Raw genomic sequence first — 20,053 nt, 5'->3', positions numbered from 1 at the left:
CTTTTCCTTACAAAGGTAGTTTCAATGAGCAATACCCAAAGCTCTAACGGCCTCGAACAGGGGCTCAAACCGCGTCATGTGACCATGCTGTCGATCGCCGGTGTTATCGGCGCCGGCCTGTTCGTTGGCTCGGGCCACGCTATTGCTGCGGCAGGCCCCGCCGTGCTGTTGGCTTATGCCGCCGCCGGTATGCTGGTGGTGCTGGTGATGCGCATGCTGGGTGAAATGGCGGTTGCCTCGCCAGACACCGGCTCCTTCTCGACATACGCCGATCGCGCGATCGGTCACTGGGCCGGTTTCACCATCGGCTGGTTGTACTGGTGGTTCTGGGTGCTGGTGATCCCGCTGGAGGCCAACGCCGCCGCGACCATCCTGCATGCCTGGTTCCCTGGCGTGGACATCTGGGCTTTCGCCCTGGTCATCACGATGCTGCTGACCGTCACTAACCTGTTCAGCGTGAAGAACTACGGCGAGTTCGAGTTCTGGTTCGCCCTGCTCAAGGTTGTGGCGATCATTGGTTTCATCATTCTGGGCATCGCGGCGATCTTCGGTTTCCTGCCGAATAGCCAGGTGAGCGGCGTTTCGCACATTTTCGACACTCAGGGCTTCCTGCCAAACGGCATGGGCGCGGTACTGGGCGCGATCCTGACCACCATGTTTTCCTTCATGGGCACCGAGATTGTGACCATCGCGGCCGCAGAATCGAAGAACCCTGGCAAGCAAATCTCCAAGGCCACCAACTCGGTGATCTGGCGGATCGGTTTGTTCTACCTCGTTTCGATCTTCATCGTGGTGGCCCTGGTGCCATGGAACGACCCGGTTCTGGCCAGCGTCGGTTCCTACCAGACCGTGCTTGATCGCATGGGTATCCCGAACGCCAAGATGATCGTCGACATCGTGGTACTGGTCGCTGTGACCAGCTGCCTGAACTCGGCGCTGTACACCTCGTCTCGCATGATGTTCTCCCTGGGCAAACGCGGTGATGCACCGGCCGTGTCCACGCGCACCAACAAAAGTGGCACGCCATACTGGGCGGTGATGCTGTCCACGGGCGCAGCGTTCCTGGCAACATTCGCCAACTATGTGGCTCCGGCCGCCGTGTTCGAATTCCTGCTGGCCAGCTCCGGCGCCATCGCGTTGCTGGTGTACCTGGTGATCGCGATCTCGCAACTGCGCATGCGCAAACAGCGTATGGCTCGCGGTGAAAAAATCGCCTTCAGCATGTGGCTGTTCCCGGGCCTGACCTACGCGGTGATCGTCTTCATCGTCGCGGCCCTGACCATCATGCTGTTCCAGGACGCCCATCGCGTGGAGATCCTCGCGACCGGTTTGCTGAGTCTTTGTGTGGTGGCTACCGGTATGTTCGTGGCGCGCCGTCGTCGCAATGAGCAACTGGTTGGCGCAGTGGCGCGTTAAGCTTTACGCCTACTGTCGATGTACCGAAAACGACCGCCATCAGCCATGATCGCGGTCGTTTTTGCTTTCATTCAGGGGCTTTATCGGTTGGCTCTCTGATGGACACGATGATGTCGAGATAGTAGCCTCCCTGCCGAATGTGTATCTCGCTGTTGCGGGATGCAATGGAGTTTCAGGACATGGATTGTTCGACGCCCCCAGCCTTTCCGGCTAAAGCCCCTCGACCCTTTCTTGCCTGCTCCCTCATCTGATGCGTTTCACAGATGCATTTGCGTGCGCCTGCCGTTTGCGCGACAGCCACGAGCCAGCGCTGCATGGAGCTAGCCCGGCCATTCAGCTTACCCATTGGGGCATCAAGGAGAGACAGGCATGGCGTTTACATCGGTTGTGTTCAAAAACCCTAATACCGGAGCCATGAAGGAAGCCCCGATCGGCTTCTCGTGGACCGTGTTTTTCTTCGGCTTCCTGCCGCCACTGTTCCGTGGCGACATCAAGTGGGCAGCGATCATGTTCATCGTGGCCTGCTTCACGTTCGGCCTCAGCAACTTCGTGTTCATGTTTATCTACAACAAGCTGTACGTGCGCGACCTGATCGGCGCCGGTTTCAAAGCTCAATCCATCGCCAGCGGTGACCTGAGCTACGCCAGCGCCAAGGTAGGGATGGAAATTCCACGTCTGGATGCTGTGGCTGCCTGATTGTTGTTTTCAGGTTTGTAAAAAAAACGGCCGCTGTCAGTGATGACAGGCGGCCGTTTTTGTTGGCTGCGTTTAATTCAATCCGGATGAGCCCAGTCTTCTACGCGTAAACCTTTGACCCGCTCAAACTCTCGCAGGTTGTTGGTTACCACAATGAGTCCGCGCGAGCGCGCATGTCCGGCAATCATTTGGTCATAGGGGCCTATGGGTGTTCCCGCCTTCGCAAGCTCGGATCGAATCATTCCGGTGTGTGCAGCTGCTTCGTTGTCGAAAGGCCAGACTTCTAGGCGAGCCGCCAAGCCCTCGATCACCGCCAAATTCTTTTCGGGAGTCGCAGATTTTTCGGCGCCGTAGATCAGCTCCATCAGCGTCACCGCACTGATGCACAACTGTCCGTCATGACGGTTGAAAGCTTCTCTTACGATTTGCGGCTTGTTCTTGATGGTGAAGATGCAGATGTTGGTGTCGAGCATGAACTTGATCATCAGAACGACTCGCGCTCCTGATCAGCGGGTTGGTCGCGATCGGTCATAAAGTCTGCACTTGCGCTGTCCCCGTCGAACCAGCTGTCCCATGTCTCGTCTGCCGGTGTGATGATGCGAGCGCGGCCGATGGCGACCACGTTCACTCTTTTTACATCGCTAGGCATTGCAACCGCTTTGGGAAGGCGAACGGCCTGGCTTCGATTGCTCATGAAAAGCGTTGTCTGTTCCATTTTTGCCTCCTCAAGCAGTGGCGGGTGTAGTAACCCTGAAGAATAGTTTTCTGAAGGGATATGTCAATGGGATATACATTGTCGCTGACGGGAGGTCATTCACATTTTCCGGTTTGCTGCGTACAAAAAAACGGCCGCTGTCAGTGATGACAGGCGGCCGTTTTTGTTTCTGAGGGCGTTTATTCGCCCTTTTCTTCCTGCGCATCCGGCGACTGACGATAGCTGTCCAGCGCATCACCGAAGTCGGTGATGAATTGCGGGTCGGTCAGCCATGCCTGGGCGGTCTCGCGATCCATGCCGTCGGCCCACATGCGGTAGTCGATCAACATGTCGGCGGCCAGGTGAGTGGCGGCCATGCCTTCGTCGTCGGCGTTTTCCATGTCCAGCAGTTCTGGATGGTCAATGATGATAAAGGCGAGGTTCGTCAGCAGCACGGAGAGCATTTCACTGCGGCTGACAGCTTCGGCGTCGCGCATCTTGCTGAACATCGCCAGGGTGTATTCCGGGATCGGCTCGCCGATTTCACCCAGATCGTCATCCAGCGCGGCGGGTTTTCTGCCGTGGATGTTGATCTGCTTGGCTTTGATCTTGGCGCGCTTGGCGCGTTTCTGTTGCTTGTTCAGGGAGGCCATGGGAACTCAGTTCGGTTTCTGTTGGGTTTGGGCTGCGATGATGTCGGAGGCCGCTACATAGTCGGCCTGGAAGGCCGGGGATTCGATCCATGCCAGGGCGCCGGCTTCATCGACCTCGGTGGACCATTGGCGGTACTCGATCAGCGCGGCGAGGATGAAGTCCATCGCGCCTTCTTCGCCTTCCTGCTCGTACACCAGTTCCAGCAATGGGTCTTCAAGGAAAGCGATGCACATGGCTTGCTGACTGGTTTTTTCAGCGTCGATCATTTTCTTGAACAGCTCGGTGAGGTCCACCGATTCGAAGTCGATGCGATCATCGTTCGGGTCCAGCTCGACCGGCGCGGCAGCCCGTTGGGTGCGGTTCTGCTTGGCCTTGGCTTTGGCGCGGGTGGCGCGTTTTTGCTGCTTGTTGGCGGAGGCCATGGTTTTGATCCGTCGTGCGTTAAAAGGACTCGCTGCGCGGTACTGTCCGCCCGGGGGTATCGGGGGGCAGTTCACCGCTCTGCAGCCAGGACAATGCAATGGGCCATAGTGTGGCTTGGTATGCGCTGCGAAAAAAGGCGAAATGTCCGACTTCTGCTTCGCCGATGTCATCGGGGGCGATTCGCCAGTGGGTGTTCGTACCGCCGCTGAAGTAGCCGAGCAGGCGTTCGATGGCCGGGATTGTGCCGTAAGGATCGTCTGTGATGCTGATGGCCAGGGTTTTGGCATTCATCGTCGCCCCTGGTTTTGCGGCAAGCGTGCGACCGCTGGGCCGCGTTTCATATCGGCGGGTGGGCGTGCTCCAGTCCCGAACTACACCGGCGGGCGTGTCTTCCAGCCAGCCAAGACGCTTTCCGGGGAAGTAGCCATAGATCATTGTGATCAGCGGCATCACCACATGCCACTTGCCGAACATCCTCCAGCGATGAGCGGGCGCGTAGTCGCGCCAGTAGGCGAATTGTGCACCGACGGTGACCAGGCGCCGAATCAGCTGCCCTGAGGCTCCCAGGCCCGCCGCACAGCCGCCAAAGCTGTGGCCGACGACGTCGATGGGCTGGCCAGGAAATTCGCGCTGAGCGCGCTTGAGCATCGCCTCGAAATCCAGCGCGCCCCAGTCTGACCAGGAGGCTTCAAATCCTTTCAAGGATTCGGGGCGCGACTCGCCGATGCCACGGTAGTCATAGGTGATGACATCGAAGCCGTTGGCGAACAGGTAGTCGGCGAAGCGCGAATAGTGACGGCAGCGGACTGACGTGGCGGCGTTGATGATGACGACCGGGCGCACGAGGTCCTGAAAGGCGTGCCGCCAGGTGAAACCGCCGAGGATGAAGCCGTCTGCGGCGGGCTCTTTGAACGGTTCGCCGGAAACGGGAGTTGGCAGCGGCAACTCGATTTGAGTGGGGGCCAGTGACATGTCCTGCAAATTCATCGGCTTCAGACCTTTGCGGGTAGCTGCCAACGATAGTCTTCGTGCGGCTGGTGGACAATCCATCTGTGTTCACAGGGGGATCTGATCGAGCAGTCGCTCCTCGATTGCCGCCTGCTCCCGGTCCAGTTCAGTGCGGAGTTCGTCTTCGCTGGGCAGGACTGTTTTGTATTTGCTGGCGAAGAGTTGTTCGTTGTCTTTCAGCACTGAATAGCGCACCACTGATTCATCTTTTTTCGCACAGAGAATGATGCCGACGGTGGGGCCATCTTCCGGTCCGCGCTTGAGGTCGTCGTACATGCGTACGTACATGTCCATCTGGCCAACATCCTGATGAGTCAGTTCGCCGCGCTTCAGATCGAAGATGACGAAGCACTTGAGTACGTAGTTGTAAAACACCAGATCGATGTAGAAGTCTTTGCTCTCGGTACTGATGCGTTGCTGGCGAGCGAGGAAGGCAAAGCCTCTACCCAGTTCCAGCAGGAAGGCTTGAAGTTGATGGATCAATGCTTGCTCCAGATTGGTTTCTTGAGTCAAACCTGCGTTGGTTGAGCCAAGAAACTCCAGCATCACTGGATCCCTGATGAAGTCTCGTGGGTGTGCTTTCATTTTCTGGATGTTGGTGGCGGCTTCCTGCCGCACAGCAGGTCGATCGCGGCTTGTGAGCAGGCGCTCGTAATAGAGGGTGTCGATCTGGCGTTCCAGGGCGCGGCTTGACCAGTTTTGGTTGGCGGCTTCGTCCATATACCATTGGCGTGCCGTGTCACTATCGACGCGCAGCAGCCTGCGGTAGTGGGTCCAGCTCAATTCGTGACGCAGTGCGTCACGAATTGGGAATGCTTGGTAAAACAGGCGCATGTAGCGAAGATTAGAGTTATCAAAGCCCTTCCCGAATTCTGCTGTCAGGCTCTGCGCCAGCGTTGCCAGCAATTGCTTTCCGTAACCCGCCCGTCGAGCCCCTTCCTGCTCGAACACGACAATATGCCTCCCAATCTGCCAGCAAGTTTGTACCTGGACCGTATCGACCGTGCGTAGCACTTTCTGCCGCGCATCACGAATCAGTTCCCCAAGATTGCCGAGTAGTGAGGCGAGTTGTGCATCCTGAGTGTTACCGGGTTTGAGTGAGCTCATGGAGTCTTCTGCAAAGGAATGAACAGGCAGAAGAGGATGGCAGCGGAGGTGGGGGCGGCGATGTCGGGCGTGGCTGGTAAGCCGGAAGGAAAGCCCGATTGGGTTTGCGGGATCGCTCCGACGGCAAGTCGTGCTTCAGGAATACAACGCGTAGTCCATTTCGCAGTGAGCCCAAGTACCAATCAATCTAAAACCCGGGCGTTCGACAGGAAATCTAAAAGGCATGACAAATGGGTTCCATGGAGCCCGGGAGGCGTGATCATGAAGTACGTGCATTCCCTTGCGTTGCCCATCGCCGCGGTGGGTATGTTGATGTTCCCGGTGATGTCATCTGCCGCCAGTCTTGAACCAATCGACAGCGCTGGCGTGCAAGTTCAACCGCAGGAGCAAAACGGAATTACTTATCTGTCCGGCGGTATCGGCGAGGATGAGTCGAAGGCCATCCAGCAAACGACTGGCTATAACTTGCACATGACGTTTTCGGTCGGGCCGGAGAATAAGTACATTCCCGATGTCGACGTGGTCATTCAGAAAGCCCAAGGGCAAACCGTGCTGACGCTGAACGAGGCTGGCCCGCTGGTTTATGTCCAGCTACCGCCCGGCAAGTACACCGTGGTTGCTACGCGAAATGGAGAAGTGCGGCGTGACAGTGCCGAGGTGGGAAGTGGCCCTGCGCGTAATCTGGTCTTTCACTGGGCCGGTGAAAGCTAGCAGTTTGCCGGAGTTGACCGGCCGATGCCTTTGTTCCAGCAATGGGCGGCAGAGAATCATCTGTCCGCCCATTGCGTGGCTTTAGGCTTGAGCGGTCTGGCCTCTCAGGATCTGCTGCTTACGCTGTTCTTCCGGCAGATCGTTGATGCAGTAGTTGATGTAGTACACGTTGAACAGGAACGTGTAGAAGGCGTTCATTCGCAGGTCGATCTTGTGCTCGCTGAGGGCATATTCCGTCAGTGCCGTTTTGGCTTTGAATGCCCATACGATGTACAGCACGCCGCTGGCAAGGCCGAGAATTGCGGACGTAAAATCCAGAGCAACGTTGCCCAGATTGGAGAACGTGCCACTTAAGCCGGCGCATACAGCGATCCAGATAATGTAAACGTCATCTACCAGCCGGACTTTGGTGGTGTCGCTGATGATTTTGCTGTTTTTGTATAGCCACAAAATAAGATAGATCCCTGCAGTGGCGATGGAGAGCAGCACCAGGTTCCAGGTCTTCGTGTTGATCTTGTCTTTTAGTTCGTTGATTGTTGACATAACTTTTCCATGTCCTTTGGCTTAAGGGGATGTGTAGCGCTGGTGTTTACTGCGGGGGGAGGCATTCCTTGCGTTGTTACCTGTCCTTTTGGGTGCGTATTCCAACTGCGCCGTAGGGCAGTGGATTGCATTGATATCAGCCGGACGAATTTCCGTGGCACCGGTTGAATTTGTGGCACAACGCTACTACAGAGCTCTGCTAGAGGCGAGTGTTGTTTTCGGATCGTCGATCCGTCGTTCCCGCTGCCGAATGCCGGGCTTCATTAAATCGCAGGCATAAAAAAACCCTGAATCTTGCGATTCAGGGTTTTCGGTATTTGGTGCCCAGAGACGGAATCGAACCGCCGACACGGGGATTTTCAATCCCCTGCTCTACCGACTGAGCTATCTGGGCAACGGGGCGCATTAAACTGGTTTTTCAGGGGGTCGTCAAGCAAGTTTTCAAAAAATATTTAATTATTACCGTCGCTTACGATCCGACCCCCGATAAAGCGGGATTATTCTGCAGGCGGAACGTAGCCTTCAGCCTTGGCGTATTCCTCGCCGGAGAAGTACTTGTCCATCTCGCCCTGCAGATATTTGCGGTCTTCGGCGTTCATCATGTTCAGGCGTTTTTCGTTGATCAGCAGGGTTTGGTGTTTCTGCCAGTCGGCCCAGGCCTTCGCCGAGACGTGGTCAAAAATGTCCTGACCTTTGGCGCCCGGGAATGGAGCGCGCTCCAGGGCTGGCAATTCTTCTTTGTACTTGCGGCACATGATGGTGCGGGTCATGACGACTCTCCTGCGTTCAATACGGCGGCCGCGCGTTCGAGCAAGGTTTTGACCGGGGCGGCAAGGCCCAGGCGCGGCGGGGTGGCGAGGTTATACCAGAGCCAGTCGGCCTCGGCCACGTGATGGCCGGCCTCCTGGACCTGAACCAGCCAGGGTTCGATGGATAACTGAAAATGGCTGAAGGTATGTACGAGGCTCGGCAGCGCTTGTTGGCTGCCCAGCTCCAGCGAGTGCTGCGAGGCCAGATGCTGCAGGTCGTCGAGGTCGTCGAGTTCCGGCAGGCTCCACAGGCCGCCCCACAAGCCCGTGGAAGGGCGACGGTAAAGCAGAATCGCGCCTTCACCGTTGGCGAGCATCGGCATCAGCGTGCGCTTCTGTGGCACGGCTTTGCGTGGCTTCGGGATCGGGTAGCGGGTTTCCAGGCCGAGCATGTGCGCTTCGCAGCCCTTTTCCAGCGGGCAGAGCAGGCAACTCGGTTTGCTGCGAGTGCAAAGCGTAGCGCCCAGATCCATCATCGCCTGGGTGTAGGCGTTGACCCGATCATGCGGCGTGAAGCGCTCAGCGTTGGCCCACAGCTGTTTGGCGACCTTCGGCTCGCCCGGATAACCCTCTTGCGCCGTAAAGCGCGCCAGGACGCGTTTGACGTTGCCGTCGAGGATCGGTGCCCGCAGGCCCATGCTCAGGCTGGCGATGGCGCCCGCCGTGGACAGGCCGATCCCCGGCAGCTCGACCAGCTTTTCCACATCCCGCGGAAATTCGCCGCCGTACTCAGCGACGACGATCTTCGCGGTCTTCTGTAAATTGCGCGCGCGGGTGTAGTAACCGAGGCCGGTCCACAGGTGCAGCACTTCGTCTTCCGGCGCGGCGGCCAGGGCTTCGACCGTCGGCAGCGAGGCAATGAACCGGTCGAAGTAATTCAGCACGGTGCTGACCTGGGTTTGCTGCAACATGATCTCCGAGACCCACACCCGATACGGTGTGATGCCTTGCTGCCAAGGCAAATCGTGGCGGCCGTGGCGGTCGTACCAGTCCAGCACCGCCGATGAAAACTGCTCGGATCTCATCGCTTGAACAGCCCCTTCAGTGCGTTTTTCAGCTCGGGACTGACTTTGTCGCCAAGCTTCTCGTCGATTTTTTCGCTGATTTTGTCGCCCGCCAGTTTGGTCGCGACCTGGCCCATACGTTCGTTGTCGAGGCGGCAAGCCTTGGCGCCGAGCTCCAGCGGACCACGGCAGCGCAGCGGCCATTCGATGCCGACAAATTTGTCGCCGACCTGACAGGCCGGATCCGGCATGGCGCTCGTATCGCCTTCGACGATGATGCCAACGCGGTAGTCCATGCCCAATACCCGCAGGTCGACGTCGCCGTCACCATTCACTGTCATGCCCGGGATGCGCACTTTCAGGTCCGGGTTGCTGGCCACGCCGTTACGGAAGGTCAGGTTGCCCTTGAGCTCCTGGAACGGCGTGTCCTTGCCGCGTGGTTCGCCGCTGAGTGATTTACGATTGAGCGTGGCGATGCCTTTGCACAGTTGCTGTTCGAGGTTGGCATTGAGCAGCACGCCGTTGTTGATGGCGAAACTGGCATTGCCGTTGAGGGTTTCGATCAGCGCTTTCTGGCTGTTGCCATTGCCGGTCAGATTGCTGTCGAGCGTGACCAAGCCTTTGACCGGTGGATTTTTACCCTGGCTTTCGAGGATTTTTTCCACAGGCACTTTGCTGATGCGCGTCTGCATGTTCAGCGCCGGTGTCTGCTGGCGCACGTCGAGGGTGCCCTTGGATTCGAAGGTGCCGTCGTACAGGTCGCCACGCAGGTTCTCAAGCGTCAGCAGACCTTCCTTGCCAGTGGCCTTGAGCGCCGCGTTCTGGATCGGCAGCTTGTCGAGGGTCAATTGGCCAAAGGTCAGGTCAGCATCCACGTCGAGTTTGCTCAGGCGTTCCACCGGCAGCAGGCGCTCGTTGCTCCACGCATCTTTGGTGGGCTTGTCCGGCAGCGGTGTGCTGCCTGCGCCGGCCATGGCATCGGCTTCGGTGCTGGCCACTTCGGCCTGGCGCACTTGCGTCGCGCTATTGGCTTCGGCGGATTTTGGCGGCAGGTAGCGGTCGACGTTGAAGGTGTCAGCCTTGAGTACGGTGCGCAGCGATTGCTTGGCGAAATCCTCGACGGCGATACGACCGCTGAAGGTGCTGTCATCGATTTTCAGGTTGATGTTGTCGAGCACCAGACTGGTCGGCGTACCGGCAATGCGGCTGACCAGTTCAACTTTGCTCAAACTGCCTTCAGCCATCGCCGGGAGTTTCTGGCCGATGCTGTCGACGAATTTCGCCAGGTCGAATTGGGCAATCGAAAGGCCGCCGTTGATTTGCGGCGTTTTGTCGAGGTCGTTGATCTTAAGTTCGCCCAGGGCACGCAACTGGTTGGCGGAAATCTTGATGCCAGTCCATTCGGCAACGTTCGCTGCTTTATCCAGCAGCAACTGGCCTTGGGCGGCGAAGGTCACGGTCTTGCCTTGCAGCGGATCGCCGGCGACTTCGCCGGACAGCTTCATGTCTTCGAACTTGTAGCGTTGCAAGGCGCGTTCAAAACGCAGCTCGCCATTGAGCTCGGTGCGGACCCGCAGAACTGGCTGATTGGTGCCCAGGAACGCGGTGAGCTTGACCGGGATGTTGGTCGAATCGTGGACCGGCCCGGTGCTCAGCTGGATGCTTTCGGCGCTGAAATGCTGGCCGGTCTTTTCGTCGCTGTATTCAACGCGGGCGTTGTTGACGGTCAGGCTGTCGATGTCCAGGCGGATCGGCTGCGCCGGTTTTTCCACTTGAACGGTGGTTTGCGGTGCAGGTTCGCCAGGAGTGACCGCAGGAGCAGTCGAGTTGGCAGTCGCCGGCACCTTGCCGATGTCTTCCCAGTTGCCGTGACCGTCCTTGTCGCGGTTCAGGCGCAGGTTCAGGCCTTCGACGCGCACGTCGCTCATCTGCACTTCACGGCGCAGCAGCGGCAGCACGCGTACCGACAGGCCGAGCATCTGCAAGTCAGCGAACGGTTCGGTGGGCTTGGCCAGGGTCGCGACACTGGCTTCGTGCAATTCCAGGCCCAGCCACGGGAACAGGCTCCAGCCGATGTCGCCATTGAGCGTCAGCTCGATGTGGGCCTTGTCGCGGGCAATCTGGCGAATCTCGTCTTTATAGTCGTTGGGATCGAAGAGGTGGGTCAGGGCAAAGCCCAGCGCCACAATGATCAGCAACAGCCCGAGAAGTACCAGACCCAGGATTTTGCCGAACGCTTTCATGGGCGAGTCCTTGTAGTTAGTCGATTTAGCCGGGGAGTATAGCGCTCAGAAGTGGACGACCGGTCAGCGATCAACCCGGCAGCACATCCAGTGGCACTTTCAGTTTGGCCGCCAGCGCCTGGGACTCAAGGTGCCCGGCAGGCGCCAGCAGGCGCAATGTCGCACCCGATTGCGACGCCAGTTTCTGCGCTTCGTTCACCATTCGCTCGGCAACCCCACGACGACGGGTGATTTTTCGTACGCATAGTTGGGACAGATGCCAGACGTCCTGGTGCCTTTGCAAGCGTGCCGCACCTAGCAGGCGATCATTGAAACGCCCGGCGATCAACGAGCCGTCCCGCAGGCAGCCTTCGATCAACTGCGCATCATCGGCAAACGGCGCGAACAGCCAATCCGGCGCATCGCGGTAAATCTTCTGCAAATCCTGCTGGTCCTGATAGGTGGCTTCGTTCAGCGGCTCGACGATGACGGGCATGGCGGTTCCTTCAGTGGTACGAGAACAGATGACTTGCAAAAACGTGATATCAGTTTGGTTTTTCTGTCACGTGCAAATGGTAACCTCTGCCCGTTCGTCCGTCCTTCTGCGACGTGATGTCGCACCAAAATGGAGCTTTACCTCAAAAAAACAGTCATGCGTGCGCATAAAGGCTGGAGGTGAGCAGTGGCTGGCGAACCATACTAATAATTGGGGGATACACAATGACCACGAGCATTACGGCGGACGGCCTCAGCGCCGATCAGCCTGCGTTCCTGTCCAAGGAGCGCATCATCGCCAAGCCCGGTTTCAACCGTTGGCTGGTGCCACCGGCCGCACTGGCCATCCACCTCTGCATCGGCATGGCCTACGGTTTCTCGGTGTTCTGGTTGCCGTTGTCCAAAGCCCTGGGCGTGACCAAGGCGGTGACCTGTGCGCCGGACATGAGCTTCATCTCGCAAGTGTTCTCGTCGCAATGCGACTGGCCGATCTCGATGCTCGGCTGGATCTACACCCTGTTCTTCATCTTCCTCGGCTGCTCGGCCGCGATCTGGGGTGGTTGGCTGGAACACGCCGGGCCGCGCAAGGCTGGCGTTGTGTCGGCACTGTGCTGGTGTGGTGGTCTGCTGATTTCAGCACTGGGTGTGTACACGCACCAGATCTGGCTGATGTGGATCGGCTCCGGGGTCATTGGCGGTATCGGCCTGGGCCTGGGTTACATCTCGCCGGTCTCGACCCTGATCAAGTGGTTCCCGGACAAGCGCGGCATGGCGACCGGCATGGCGATCATGGGGTTCGGCGGTGGCGCGATGGTCGGTGCTCCGCTGGCCGCAGCCTTGATGGGGCACTTCGCTTCGGCAGACAGCGTGGGCGTGTGGCAGAGCTTCCTGGTGATGGCCGCGATCTACTTCGTGTTCATGATCGGCGGCGCACTGTCCTACCGCGTTCCGCCAACCGGCTGGAAGCCTGAAGGCTGGACCGCTCCGGCGAAAAAAGCTTCGAACGCAATGATCACCCATCGTCACGTGCACGTGAATGTGGCGTGGAAAACTCCGCAATTCCGTCTGGTATGGCTGGTGCTGTGCCTGAACGTGTCCGCCGGCATCGGCATCCTCGGCATGGCTTCGCCGTTGTTGCAGGAAGTGTTCGCCGGCAAATTGCTCGGCACCGACCAGACGTTTGGTCAGCTCGACGCGGGCCAACTGGCCTCGATTGCCGCGATTGCTGCCGGCTTCACCGGTTTGCTGAGCCTGTTCAACATTGGTGGCCGATTCTTCTGGGCATCGTTCTCGGATTACCTGGGCCGTAAAAACACCTATTTCGTGTTCTTCGCCCTCGGTTTTGCGCTGTACGCGTTGATCCCGAACCTTGGTCACCTGGGCAACGTTGCGCTGTTCGTGGCGGCGTTCTGCATCATCCTGTCGATGTATGGCGGCGGTTTTGCGACGGTTCCGGCTTACCTGGCGGACCTGTTCGGTACGCAAATGGTCGGTGCGATCCATGGTCGTCTGTTGACCGCCTGGGCGGCAGCGGGTGTGTTGGGTCCGGTGTTGGTGAACTACCTGCGTGAGTATCAGCTGAGCATCGGCGTTGAACGCGCTGCGGCTTACGACATCACGCTGTACATCCTTGCGGGCCTGCTGGTGCTGGGTTTCATCTGCAACCTGCTGGTGCGTCCGGTGGCCGACAAGTACTTCATGACCGACGCTGAACTGGCCGCCGAACAGGCGCTGGGCCACGACAAGGGTGCTGATGCCAGCACCTCGCTGGAGTGGAAAGCGGCGTCGGGCACCAAGCCGTTGGCGGTTGCCGCGTGGCTGGTGGTGGGGATTCCGTTGGCGTGGGGTGTTTGGGTGACGCTTCAGAAGACTGCGGTCCTCTTCCACTAAGTAAGCGCATTACCCCTTGTGGGAGCGAGCCTGCTCGCGAATGCGGTCTGACCGTCGACAGAGATGTTGAATGTGCAGCCCCTTTCGCGAGCAGGCTCGCTCCCACATTTGTTTTGTGGTGCCTGAAAATGGCTTGTATGGACATGTCTATCGCTGACGTCACGCAATTCACTCCGTCAGCGATATCACCTCTCGTGTTTCTGTTTCCCGCCCGCGCCCCTATAATGGCTGCCTTTTTCGCCCAATGATTTTGCGGAGCTGGTGATGGCCGAACGTAAGGCGTCAGTCGAGCGCGACACTCTGGAAACCCAGATCAAAGCCTCGATCAACCTGGATGGCACCGGAAAGGCCCGATTTGATATCGGTGTTCCTTTTCTTGAGCACATGCTGGACCAGATCGCCCGTCACGGGCTGATCGACCTAGATATCGTCAGCAAGGGCGACCTGCATATCGACGACCACCACACCGTGGAAGACGTTGGTATCACTTTGGGTCAGGCTTTCGCCAAAGCCATCGGCGACAAGAAAGGCATCCGTCGCTACGGCCACGCCTACGTGCCGCTCGATGAAGCGCTGTCGCGCGTGGTGATCGACTTCTCCGGCCGTCCTGGCCTGCAGATGCATGTTCCCTATACCCGCGCCACCGTCGGCGGTTTCGATGTTGACCTGTTCCAGGAATTCTTCCAGGGCTTCGTCAACCACGCGCTCGTCAGCCTGCACATCGACAACCTGCGTGGCACCAACACCCACCACCAGATCGAAACCGTGTTCAAGGCTTTCGGCCGCGCACTGCGCATGGCCGTAGAGCTCGATGACCGCATGGCCGGTCAGATGCCATCGACCAAAGGCGTTCTGTAATGCAGACGGTCGCGGTTATCGATTACGGCATGGGCAACCTGCACTCGGTGGCCAAGGCCCTCGAGCACGTCGGTGCCGGCAAGGTCTTGATCACCAGTGATGCCGACGTGATTCGCGAAGCTGACCGGGTGGTTTTCCCTGGCGTCGGCGCGATTCGCGATTGCATGGCGGAGATCCGTCGCCTTGGTTTCGACTCACTGGTGCGTGAAGTCAGCCAGGACCGTCCGTTCCTCGGCATCTGCGTCGGCATGCAAGCCTTGCTCGACAGCAGTGAAGAGAACGACGGCGTCGACTGCATCGGCCTGTTCCCGGGCGCGGTGAAATTCTTCGGCAAAGGCCTTGTTGAAGACGGCGAACACCTGAAAGTCCCGCACATGGGCTGGAACGAAGTGAAGCAGACGGTGAGTCACCCGCTGTGGCACAACATTCCGGACCTGGCGCGTTTTTACTTCGTGCACAGCTACTACATCGCTGCCGGCAACGCGCGGCAGGTGGTCGGTGGCGGTCACTACGGTGTCGATTTCGCTGCGGCGCTGGCCGATGGCTCGCGTTTCGCCGTGCAGTTCCACCCGGAGAAGAGCCATACCCATGGCCTGCAATTGCTGCAGAACTTCGCTGCGTGGGATGGTCGCTGGTAAATGGCCGTCAAGAAGAAGCCGCCGATCCTGACCCTCACTCCCGAGCAGGAGAACGAGGCCAATCACAAGATCAAACGCTTCATGGAGGATCGCTTCGAACTGGACCTGGGTTCGTTCGAAGCGGCCGAAATCCTTGAGTTGTTTACCCGTGAAATTGCGCCGCACTATTACAACAGGGCGATTTTCGATGTGCAGACGCACCTTAAAGAAAGGTTCGAAAGCATCGAAAGCGACTTGTGGGCGCTCGAGAAAAACTGATTTCCGAGCGAAGCTGAACACTCGAATTTGAAGGTTTGCCAGATGCTGATTATTCCCGCTATCGATCTCAAAGACGGTGCCTGTGTTCGTCTGCGCCAGGGCCGCATGGAAGATTCCACGGTGTTCTCCGATGACCCGGTGAGCATGGCCGCCAAGTGGGTGGAGGGCGGTTGCCGTCGTCTGCATCTGGTCGACCTGAACGGCGCCTTCGAAGGCCAGCCGGTCAACGGCGAAGTGGTCACCGCCATCGCCAAGCGCTACCCGAACCTGCCGATCCAGATCGGCGGTGGTATCCGCTCGCTGGAAACCATCGAGCACTACGTCAAAGCGGGCGTGAGCTACGTGATCATCGGCACCAAAGCCGTGAAAGATCCGGCTTTCGTTGCTGAAGCCTGCCGCGCGTTCCCGGGCAAAGTGATCGTCGGCCTGGATGCCAAGGACGGTTTCGTCGCCACCGATGGCTGGGCTGAAATCAGCACCGTTCAGGTCATCGACCTGGCCAAGCAATTCGAAGCCGACGGCGTGTCTGCAATCGTTTATACCGACATCGCCAAAGACGGCATGATGCAGGGCTGCAACGTGCCGTTCACCGCTGCGCTGGCCGCTGCCACGCGCATTCCGGTGATCGCTTCCGGCGGTATCCACAACCTGGGTGACATCAAGTCGCTGCTCGACGCCAAGGCACCGGGCATCATCGGCGCGATCACCGGCCGGGCGATCTACGAAGGCACCCTCGACGTCGCTGAAGCGCAAGCTTTCTGCGATTCGTACAAAGGCTGAGGACTGACCATGGCGCTGGCCAAACGCATCATCCCTTGCCTGGACGTGGATAACGGCCGGGTCGTCAAAGGTGTGAAGTTCGAAAACATCCGCGATGCCGGCGACCCGGTGGAAATCGCCCGTCGTTACGACGAGCAGGGTGCCGACGAGATTACTTTTCTCGACATCACTGCCAGCGTCGACGGTCGCGACACCACGCTGCATACCGTTGAGCGCATGGCCAGCCAGGTGTTTATTCCGCTGACCGTTGGCGGCGGCGTGCGCACCGTGCAGGACATTCGCAACCTGCTGAATGCCGGCGCGGACAAGGTCTCGATCAACACCGCAGCCGTTTTCAACCCGGAATTCGTGGGTGAGGCAGCGCAGCATTTCGGTTCGCAGTGCATCGTGGTTGCCATCGACGCGAAGAAGGTCTCCGGTCCGGGCGAAACCCCGCGCTGGGAAATCTTCACTCACGGCGGGCGCAAGCCGACCGGTCTCGACGCCGTCGAGTGGGCGAAGAAAATGGAAGGCCTAGGTGCCGGCGAAATCCTGCTGACCAGCATGGACCAGGACGGCATGAAAAACGGCTTCGACCTGGGCGTTACCCGTGCGATCAGCGATGCGCTGGGGATTCCGGTGATCGCCTCCGGCGGCGTCGGCAACCTGCAGCATTTGGCCGACGGCATTATCGAAGGTCACGCCAGCGCCGTTCTGGCCGCGAGTATTTTCCATTTCGGCGAATACACCGTGCAGGAAGCCAAGGCCTACATGGCCCATCGCGGCATCGTGATGCGCTAAACAAACGATACAGGCCAGTGGACATCATGGCGGGCTCAAGGCACTCTTGGGTACGCCATGGATCTCGGTAGCCAGACATGCTCAAACGCCTTCTTCTTGCCCTCGCCAGCGCTTCTCTATTGCAGATCAGTGGCGTGCACGCCGTCGAAAATCCCGACGCCGACCTGGTGCTGCTGACGGAAAACTTCCCGCCTTACAACATGGCCAAGAACGGCAAGAACTTCGCTCAGGACGAGAACATCAACGGCATCGCCGTGGACATCGTCCGCGAGATGTTCAAGCGCGCCGACATTACCTACAGCCTGACCCTGCGTTTCCCTTGGGAGCGAATCTACAAACTCGCCCTCGAGAAACCCGGGTATGGCGTGTTTGTGATGGCGCGGTTGCCGGATCGCGAAAAGCTCTTCAAGTGGGTTGGCCCGATTGGTCCGGATGACTGGATCATGCTGGCCAAGGCAGACAGCAAGATCAGCCTGGAAACGCTGGAAGATGCGCGCAAATACAAGATCGGTGCGTACAAGGGCGACGCGATTGCCGAGACACTGGCCAAGCAAGGGTTGAAGCCGATTGTCGTGCTGCGGGATCAGGACAACGCGAAGAAACTGACCAGCGGCCAGATCGACTTGTGGGCCACGGGCGACCCGGCCGGGCGTTACCTGGCGCGTCAGGACGGTGTCACCGGGCTCAAGACCGTGCTGCGCTTCAACAGTGCGGAGTTGTATTTGGCGCTGAACAAAGACGTGCCGGATGAAACCGTCGCCAAGTTGCAAGCTGCGCTGGATCAGCTGCGTAAGGAAGGCGTGGTGGACGAGATCATGGGGCGGTATCTCTAACCGTCCACCCAATCCTTGTAGGAGCCGGCTTGCTGGCGATAGCGGCAGTGAAATCGATGCATGATTCGAGGCCGCCATCGCCAGCAAGGCGGCTCCTACAGTGGTTCCGTTGATTAGCGGTAAACGCCGTCCTTGCCATGCGCAGTCGTTGCGCGGTTACTGCGTACGCTGATCATCAACTTGATATCAATCCAGTCAATGCCCTGAACTTTCAGCTTCGGCAATTCGCGCTCCAGTACTGCCAGCGTCTGCGGATACGGATGCCCGATCATCACTGCCGAACCCTGTTTGTGCGCCAGATTGATCGCGGTCTGTAGCTGAGTGAAGATCGCCGCTTCCGTGCGCTCATCATCCAGAAACACATCCCGGGAAACACTCGCCAACCCGATCTTCTGCGCTTCGGCCGCTGCCACGGTTTGCGCGCTGGTGCGGCTGTCGACGAAGAACTTGTGCCGCCGCTGCAACTCCGCCATCAACCAGGCCATGGCGGGTTGCTGTGCGGTCATGCGACTGCCCATGTGATTGTTGATGCCACTTGTGTACGGGACCATTTTGAACGCCGCGTCGAGGCGCTTCTCCAACTCTTCGATGGGCAGGTCGGGATGCCAGGCGAACGGCCCTGTGGCGGGGTCCATCGGCATGTGCAGGATGACGATTTTTCCGGCGCGATGAGCTTCGCGAGCGAATTCGGTGGCGTGGGGGGTGTCGGGCATGATCGCCGTAGTCACCGGGCCGGGCAGGGCCAGCACGCGGCGATCCCGGGGCAGGTTCTGCCCCAGGTCATCGATGATCAGGCTGATATAGGCTTTTTGAGGGGCGGGCGCCGCATGAGCAACACCCGCCAGACAGCACAACAGACCGAGAACTAACCGCAGGCGCATCTCAGCGGCCGGAGGTGATGCTCAACCCTTTGAGCAGGCTCAGGGCCTGGGCCAACTGGTAGTCATCGTCCTGCGGCATCGCCTTGGCCTTGGCGCTGGACCCGGTCGGTTTGTCGGCGCCGCCGTTGCCATTGCCCAAGTGACCTTGCAGATCGGCTTCCTTGAAGTATTCGCTGTCCTGCTCGCTGGTGATCTTGGCCTTGCGTACTTCGATATCCGGGACGATGCCCTGGGCCTGGATCGAGCGGCCGTTCGGCGTGTAATACAGCGCCGTGGTGATCTTCAGCGCGCGGTCGTTGTTCAGCGGCAGCACGGTTTGCACCGAGCCCTTGCCGAAACTGGTGGTGCCCATGACCACCGCGCGTTTCTGATCCTGCAGGGCGCCGGCCACAATTTCCGAGGCCGAGGCGCTGCCGCCGTTGATCAGCGCAACCATTGGCACCGCTTCGCTTTCGTCTTTGCCGGTAGCGGAGAAGCGCAGCTCGGAGTTGGCGATGCGGCCCTTGGTGTAAACGATCAGGCCCTTGGTGATGAAATGGTCGACCACTTCCACCGCTGCCTGCAGCACGCCGCCCGGGTTGTTACGCAGGTCGAGGATGATGCCTTTGAGCTTCTTGCCGTTGTCCTTGCGCAACTTGGCCAGTGCCTTGGAGACTTCTTCGCCGGTCTTGACCTGGAACTGGGTGATGCGGATGTAGCCGTAGCCGGACTCCAGCAGCTGGCTCTTCACGCTCTTCACCTGAATGATGGCGCGGGACAGGGTCACGTCGAACGGCGTGCCGCCATCGCGAACCAGGGTCAGGGTGATTTTCTGGCCGATCTTGCCGCGCATCTTGTCGACGGCTTCGGTCATGCTCTGGCCGCGAGTCGGCTGGCCGTTGATCTTGACGATGAAGTCGCCGGCCTGAATGCCGGCCTTCGAGGCGGGTGTGTCATCGATAGGCGAAACCACCTTGATGAAACCGTCTTCGGCGCCGACTTCGATGCCCAGGCCGCCAAATTCGCCGCTGGTGCTTTCCTGCAATTCAGCGAAGTCTTCCGGGCCCAGGTAGGCGGAGTGCGGGTCGAGGTTGCTGAGCATGCCTTTGATGGCGTTTTCCAGCAGGGTCTTGTCGTCCACCGGTTCGACATAGGCTGCCTTGATCCGGTCCATGACCTCGGCAAAGGTGCGCAACTCTTCCAGCGGCAGCGGCGCCTTGGTAGTCGCAGCAGTGCCCGCAGGCGCGACCGCCGGAGCCGGTTGAGCAGCGAACGCCAGAGGCGCGCCGATCACCAGGGCGATCGTCAGGGCCAGCGAGGTAAGACGGGACAAATGCAGCATGTCGAACGAACTCCTAATGTAGGTGACTCAAC

General features: G+C 59.0%; 23 protein-coding genes and 1 tRNA gene. 10 read left to right on the top strand and 14 right to left on the bottom strand.

Annotation, left to right across the window (positions count from 1 at the left end):
- Nucleotides 1-24: 24 nt before the first annotated feature.
- Both gabP and ACYZUC_RS18690 read left to right on the top strand, forming a co-directional pair.
- Complete coding sequence (gene gabP / locus ACYZUC_RS18695) at nucleotides 25-1,416, top strand: GABA permease (RefSeq protein WP_461989622.1); 1,392 nt, start codon at nucleotides 25-27, stop codon at nucleotides 1,414-1,416.
- A 369-nt stretch (nucleotides 1,417-1,785) separates the two neighbouring features.
- The gene (locus ACYZUC_RS18690) at nucleotides 1,786-2,112 is read left to right on the top strand and encodes a hypothetical protein (RefSeq protein ID WP_017336019.1); all 327 of its coding nucleotides are present in this window, start codon (nucleotides 1,786-1,788) and stop codon (nucleotides 2,110-2,112) included.
- 77 nt (nucleotides 2,113-2,189) lie between these two features.
- On the opposite strand, the gene vapC is transcribed toward ACYZUC_RS18690, so the two are convergent.
- The 6 genes from vapC to ACYZUC_RS18660 all read right to left on the bottom strand — a co-directional run bounded on the left by vapC (nucleotide 2,190) and on the right by ACYZUC_RS18660 (nucleotide 5,998).
- On the bottom strand, nucleotides 2,190-2,597 hold the full coding sequence (vapC, locus tag ACYZUC_RS18685; RefSeq protein WP_008041030.1) for a type II toxin-antitoxin system tRNA(fMet)-specific endonuclease VapC: 408 nt from the start codon (nucleotides 2,595-2,597) through the stop codon (nucleotides 2,190-2,192).
- On the bottom strand, nucleotides 2,597-2,827 hold the full coding sequence (gene vapB / locus ACYZUC_RS18680; protein WP_008041029.1) for a type II toxin-antitoxin system VapB family antitoxin: 231 nt from the start codon (nucleotides 2,825-2,827) through the stop codon (nucleotides 2,597-2,599). Before vapB ends, vapC begins: the two co-directional genes overlap by 1 nt.
- 179 nt (nucleotides 2,828-3,006) lie before the next feature.
- A complete protein-coding gene (locus ACYZUC_RS18675) occupies nucleotides 3,007-3,459 on the bottom strand; it encodes a hypothetical protein (RefSeq protein ID WP_461989621.1) in 453 nt (150 codons plus the stop codon).
- A gap of 6 nt (nucleotides 3,460-3,465) precedes the next feature.
- Entirely contained in the window at nucleotides 3,466-3,882 is a 417-nt protein-coding gene (locus ACYZUC_RS18670) for a hypothetical protein (RefSeq protein ID WP_008041027.1), read from the bottom strand.
- Nucleotides 3,883-3,901: 19 nt separating this feature from the next.
- Nucleotides 3,902-4,870, bottom strand: coding sequence for an alpha/beta hydrolase family protein (locus ACYZUC_RS18665; protein ID WP_461989620.1), 969 nt, complete (start codon nucleotides 4,868-4,870; stop codon nucleotides 3,902-3,904).
- 69 nt (nucleotides 4,871-4,939) lie between these two features.
- Nucleotides 4,940-5,998, bottom strand: a complete 1,059-nt coding sequence (locus ACYZUC_RS18660; RefSeq protein ID WP_461989619.1) for a PDDEXK nuclease domain-containing protein — start codon at nucleotides 5,996-5,998, stop codon at nucleotides 4,940-4,942.
- Between the two features lie 261 nt (nucleotides 5,999-6,259).
- Between ACYZUC_RS18660 and ACYZUC_RS18655 the strand changes: the two genes are divergently transcribed.
- Nucleotides 6,260-6,709 carry a carboxypeptidase regulatory-like domain-containing protein gene (locus ACYZUC_RS18655; RefSeq protein ID WP_461989618.1) on the top strand — a complete coding sequence of 150 codons (450 nt, stop codon included), beginning with the start codon at nucleotides 6,260-6,262 and terminating at the stop codon, nucleotides 6,707-6,709.
- Nucleotides 6,710-6,790: 81 nt separating this feature from the next.
- Here the strand turns inward: ACYZUC_RS18655 and ACYZUC_RS18650 are convergent, their stop codons facing one another.
- The 6 genes from ACYZUC_RS18650 to ACYZUC_RS18625 all read right to left on the bottom strand — a co-directional run bounded on the left by ACYZUC_RS18650 (nucleotide 6,791) and on the right by ACYZUC_RS18625 (nucleotide 11,783).
- Nucleotides 6,791-7,252, bottom strand: a complete 462-nt coding sequence (locus tag ACYZUC_RS18650) for a hypothetical protein (protein ID WP_461989617.1) — start codon at nucleotides 7,250-7,252, stop codon at nucleotides 6,791-6,793.
- A gap of 318 nt (nucleotides 7,253-7,570) precedes the next feature.
- Nucleotides 7,571-7,646: transfer RNA gene (locus tag ACYZUC_RS18645), tRNA-Phe, on the bottom strand.
- A 103-nt stretch (nucleotides 7,647-7,749) separates the two neighbouring features.
- Nucleotides 7,750-8,022, bottom strand: coding sequence for an oxidative damage protection protein (locus ACYZUC_RS18640; protein ID WP_008024947.1), 273 nt, complete (start codon nucleotides 8,020-8,022; stop codon nucleotides 7,750-7,752).
- Nucleotides 8,019-9,086, bottom strand: a complete 1,068-nt coding sequence (gene mutY / locus ACYZUC_RS18635) for an A/G-specific adenine glycosylase (protein ID WP_461989616.1) — start codon at nucleotides 9,084-9,086, stop codon at nucleotides 8,019-8,021. The genes ACYZUC_RS18640 and mutY overlap by 4 nt, the downstream gene beginning before the upstream one ends.
- Nucleotides 9,083-11,308 carry an AsmA family protein gene (locus tag ACYZUC_RS18630; protein ID WP_461989615.1) on the bottom strand — a complete coding sequence of 742 codons (2,226 nt, stop codon included), beginning with the start codon at nucleotides 11,306-11,308 and terminating at the stop codon, nucleotides 9,083-9,085. Before ACYZUC_RS18630 ends, mutY begins: the two co-directional genes overlap by 4 nt.
- 70 nt (nucleotides 11,309-11,378) lie before the next feature.
- Nucleotides 11,379-11,783: an acetyl-CoA sensor PanZ family protein gene (locus ACYZUC_RS18625; RefSeq protein WP_461989614.1), complete on the bottom strand. Its 405-nt coding sequence runs from the start codon at nucleotides 11,781-11,783 to the stop codon at nucleotides 11,379-11,381.
- A 224-nt stretch (nucleotides 11,784-12,007) separates the two neighbouring features.
- Here ACYZUC_RS18625 and ACYZUC_RS18620 point away from each other — a divergent pair, with 224 nt between their 5' ends.
- From ACYZUC_RS18620 to ACYZUC_RS18590, 7 genes are all read left to right on the top strand, one after another.
- Nucleotides 12,008-13,672 (top strand): OFA family MFS transporter, encoded by a 1,665-nt coding sequence (locus ACYZUC_RS18620; protein ID WP_461989613.1) that lies wholly within the window; start codon nucleotides 12,008-12,010, stop codon nucleotides 13,670-13,672.
- Nucleotides 13,673-13,936: 264 nt separating this feature from the next.
- A complete protein-coding gene (gene hisB / locus ACYZUC_RS18615; protein WP_003218037.1) occupies nucleotides 13,937-14,530 on the top strand; it encodes an imidazoleglycerol-phosphate dehydratase HisB in 594 nt (197 codons plus the stop codon).
- Nucleotides 14,530-15,168 (top strand): imidazole glycerol phosphate synthase subunit HisH, encoded by a 639-nt coding sequence (gene hisH / locus ACYZUC_RS18610; protein WP_008024932.1) that lies wholly within the window; start codon nucleotides 14,530-14,532, stop codon nucleotides 15,166-15,168. Before hisB ends, hisH begins: the two co-directional genes overlap by 1 nt.
- Nucleotides 15,169-15,426 carry a DUF2164 domain-containing protein gene (locus ACYZUC_RS18605; protein WP_008024930.1) on the top strand — a complete coding sequence of 86 codons (258 nt, stop codon included), beginning with the start codon at nucleotides 15,169-15,171 and terminating at the stop codon, nucleotides 15,424-15,426.
- A gap of 42 nt (nucleotides 15,427-15,468) precedes the next feature.
- Entirely contained in the window at nucleotides 15,469-16,206 is a 738-nt protein-coding gene (hisA, locus tag ACYZUC_RS18600) for a 1-(5-phosphoribosyl)-5-[(5-phosphoribosylamino)methylideneamino]imidazole-4-carboxamide isomerase (protein WP_017336056.1), read from the top strand.
- 9 nt (nucleotides 16,207-16,215) lie between these two features.
- Nucleotides 16,216-16,986, top strand: coding sequence for an imidazole glycerol phosphate synthase subunit HisF (gene hisF, locus ACYZUC_RS18595; protein WP_007972752.1), 771 nt, complete (start codon nucleotides 16,216-16,218; stop codon nucleotides 16,984-16,986).
- Between the two features lie 77 nt (nucleotides 16,987-17,063).
- Entirely contained in the window at nucleotides 17,064-17,819 is a 756-nt protein-coding gene (locus ACYZUC_RS18590; RefSeq protein WP_461989612.1) for a substrate-binding periplasmic protein, read from the top strand.
- Between the two features lie 113 nt (nucleotides 17,820-17,932).
- Here ACYZUC_RS18590 and ACYZUC_RS18585 read toward each other — a convergent pair whose 3' ends face one another.
- Together ACYZUC_RS18585 and ACYZUC_RS18580 are read right to left on the bottom strand one after the other, a co-directional pair.
- A complete protein-coding gene (locus ACYZUC_RS18585; protein WP_461989611.1) occupies nucleotides 17,933-18,700 on the bottom strand; it encodes a divergent polysaccharide deacetylase family protein in 768 nt (255 codons plus the stop codon).
- A gap of 1 nt (nucleotide 18,701) precedes the next feature.
- Nucleotides 18,702-20,021 carry a S41 family peptidase gene (locus tag ACYZUC_RS18580; RefSeq protein WP_461989610.1) on the bottom strand — a complete coding sequence of 440 codons (1,320 nt, stop codon included), beginning with the start codon at nucleotides 20,019-20,021 and terminating at the stop codon, nucleotides 18,702-18,704.
- Nucleotides 20,022-20,053: the final 32 nt, after the last annotated feature.

It is taken from the genome of Pseudomonas sp. GT1P32 (genome assembly GCF_054897805.1).
This window is presented reverse-complemented; position numbering and strand designations above follow the sequence as displayed.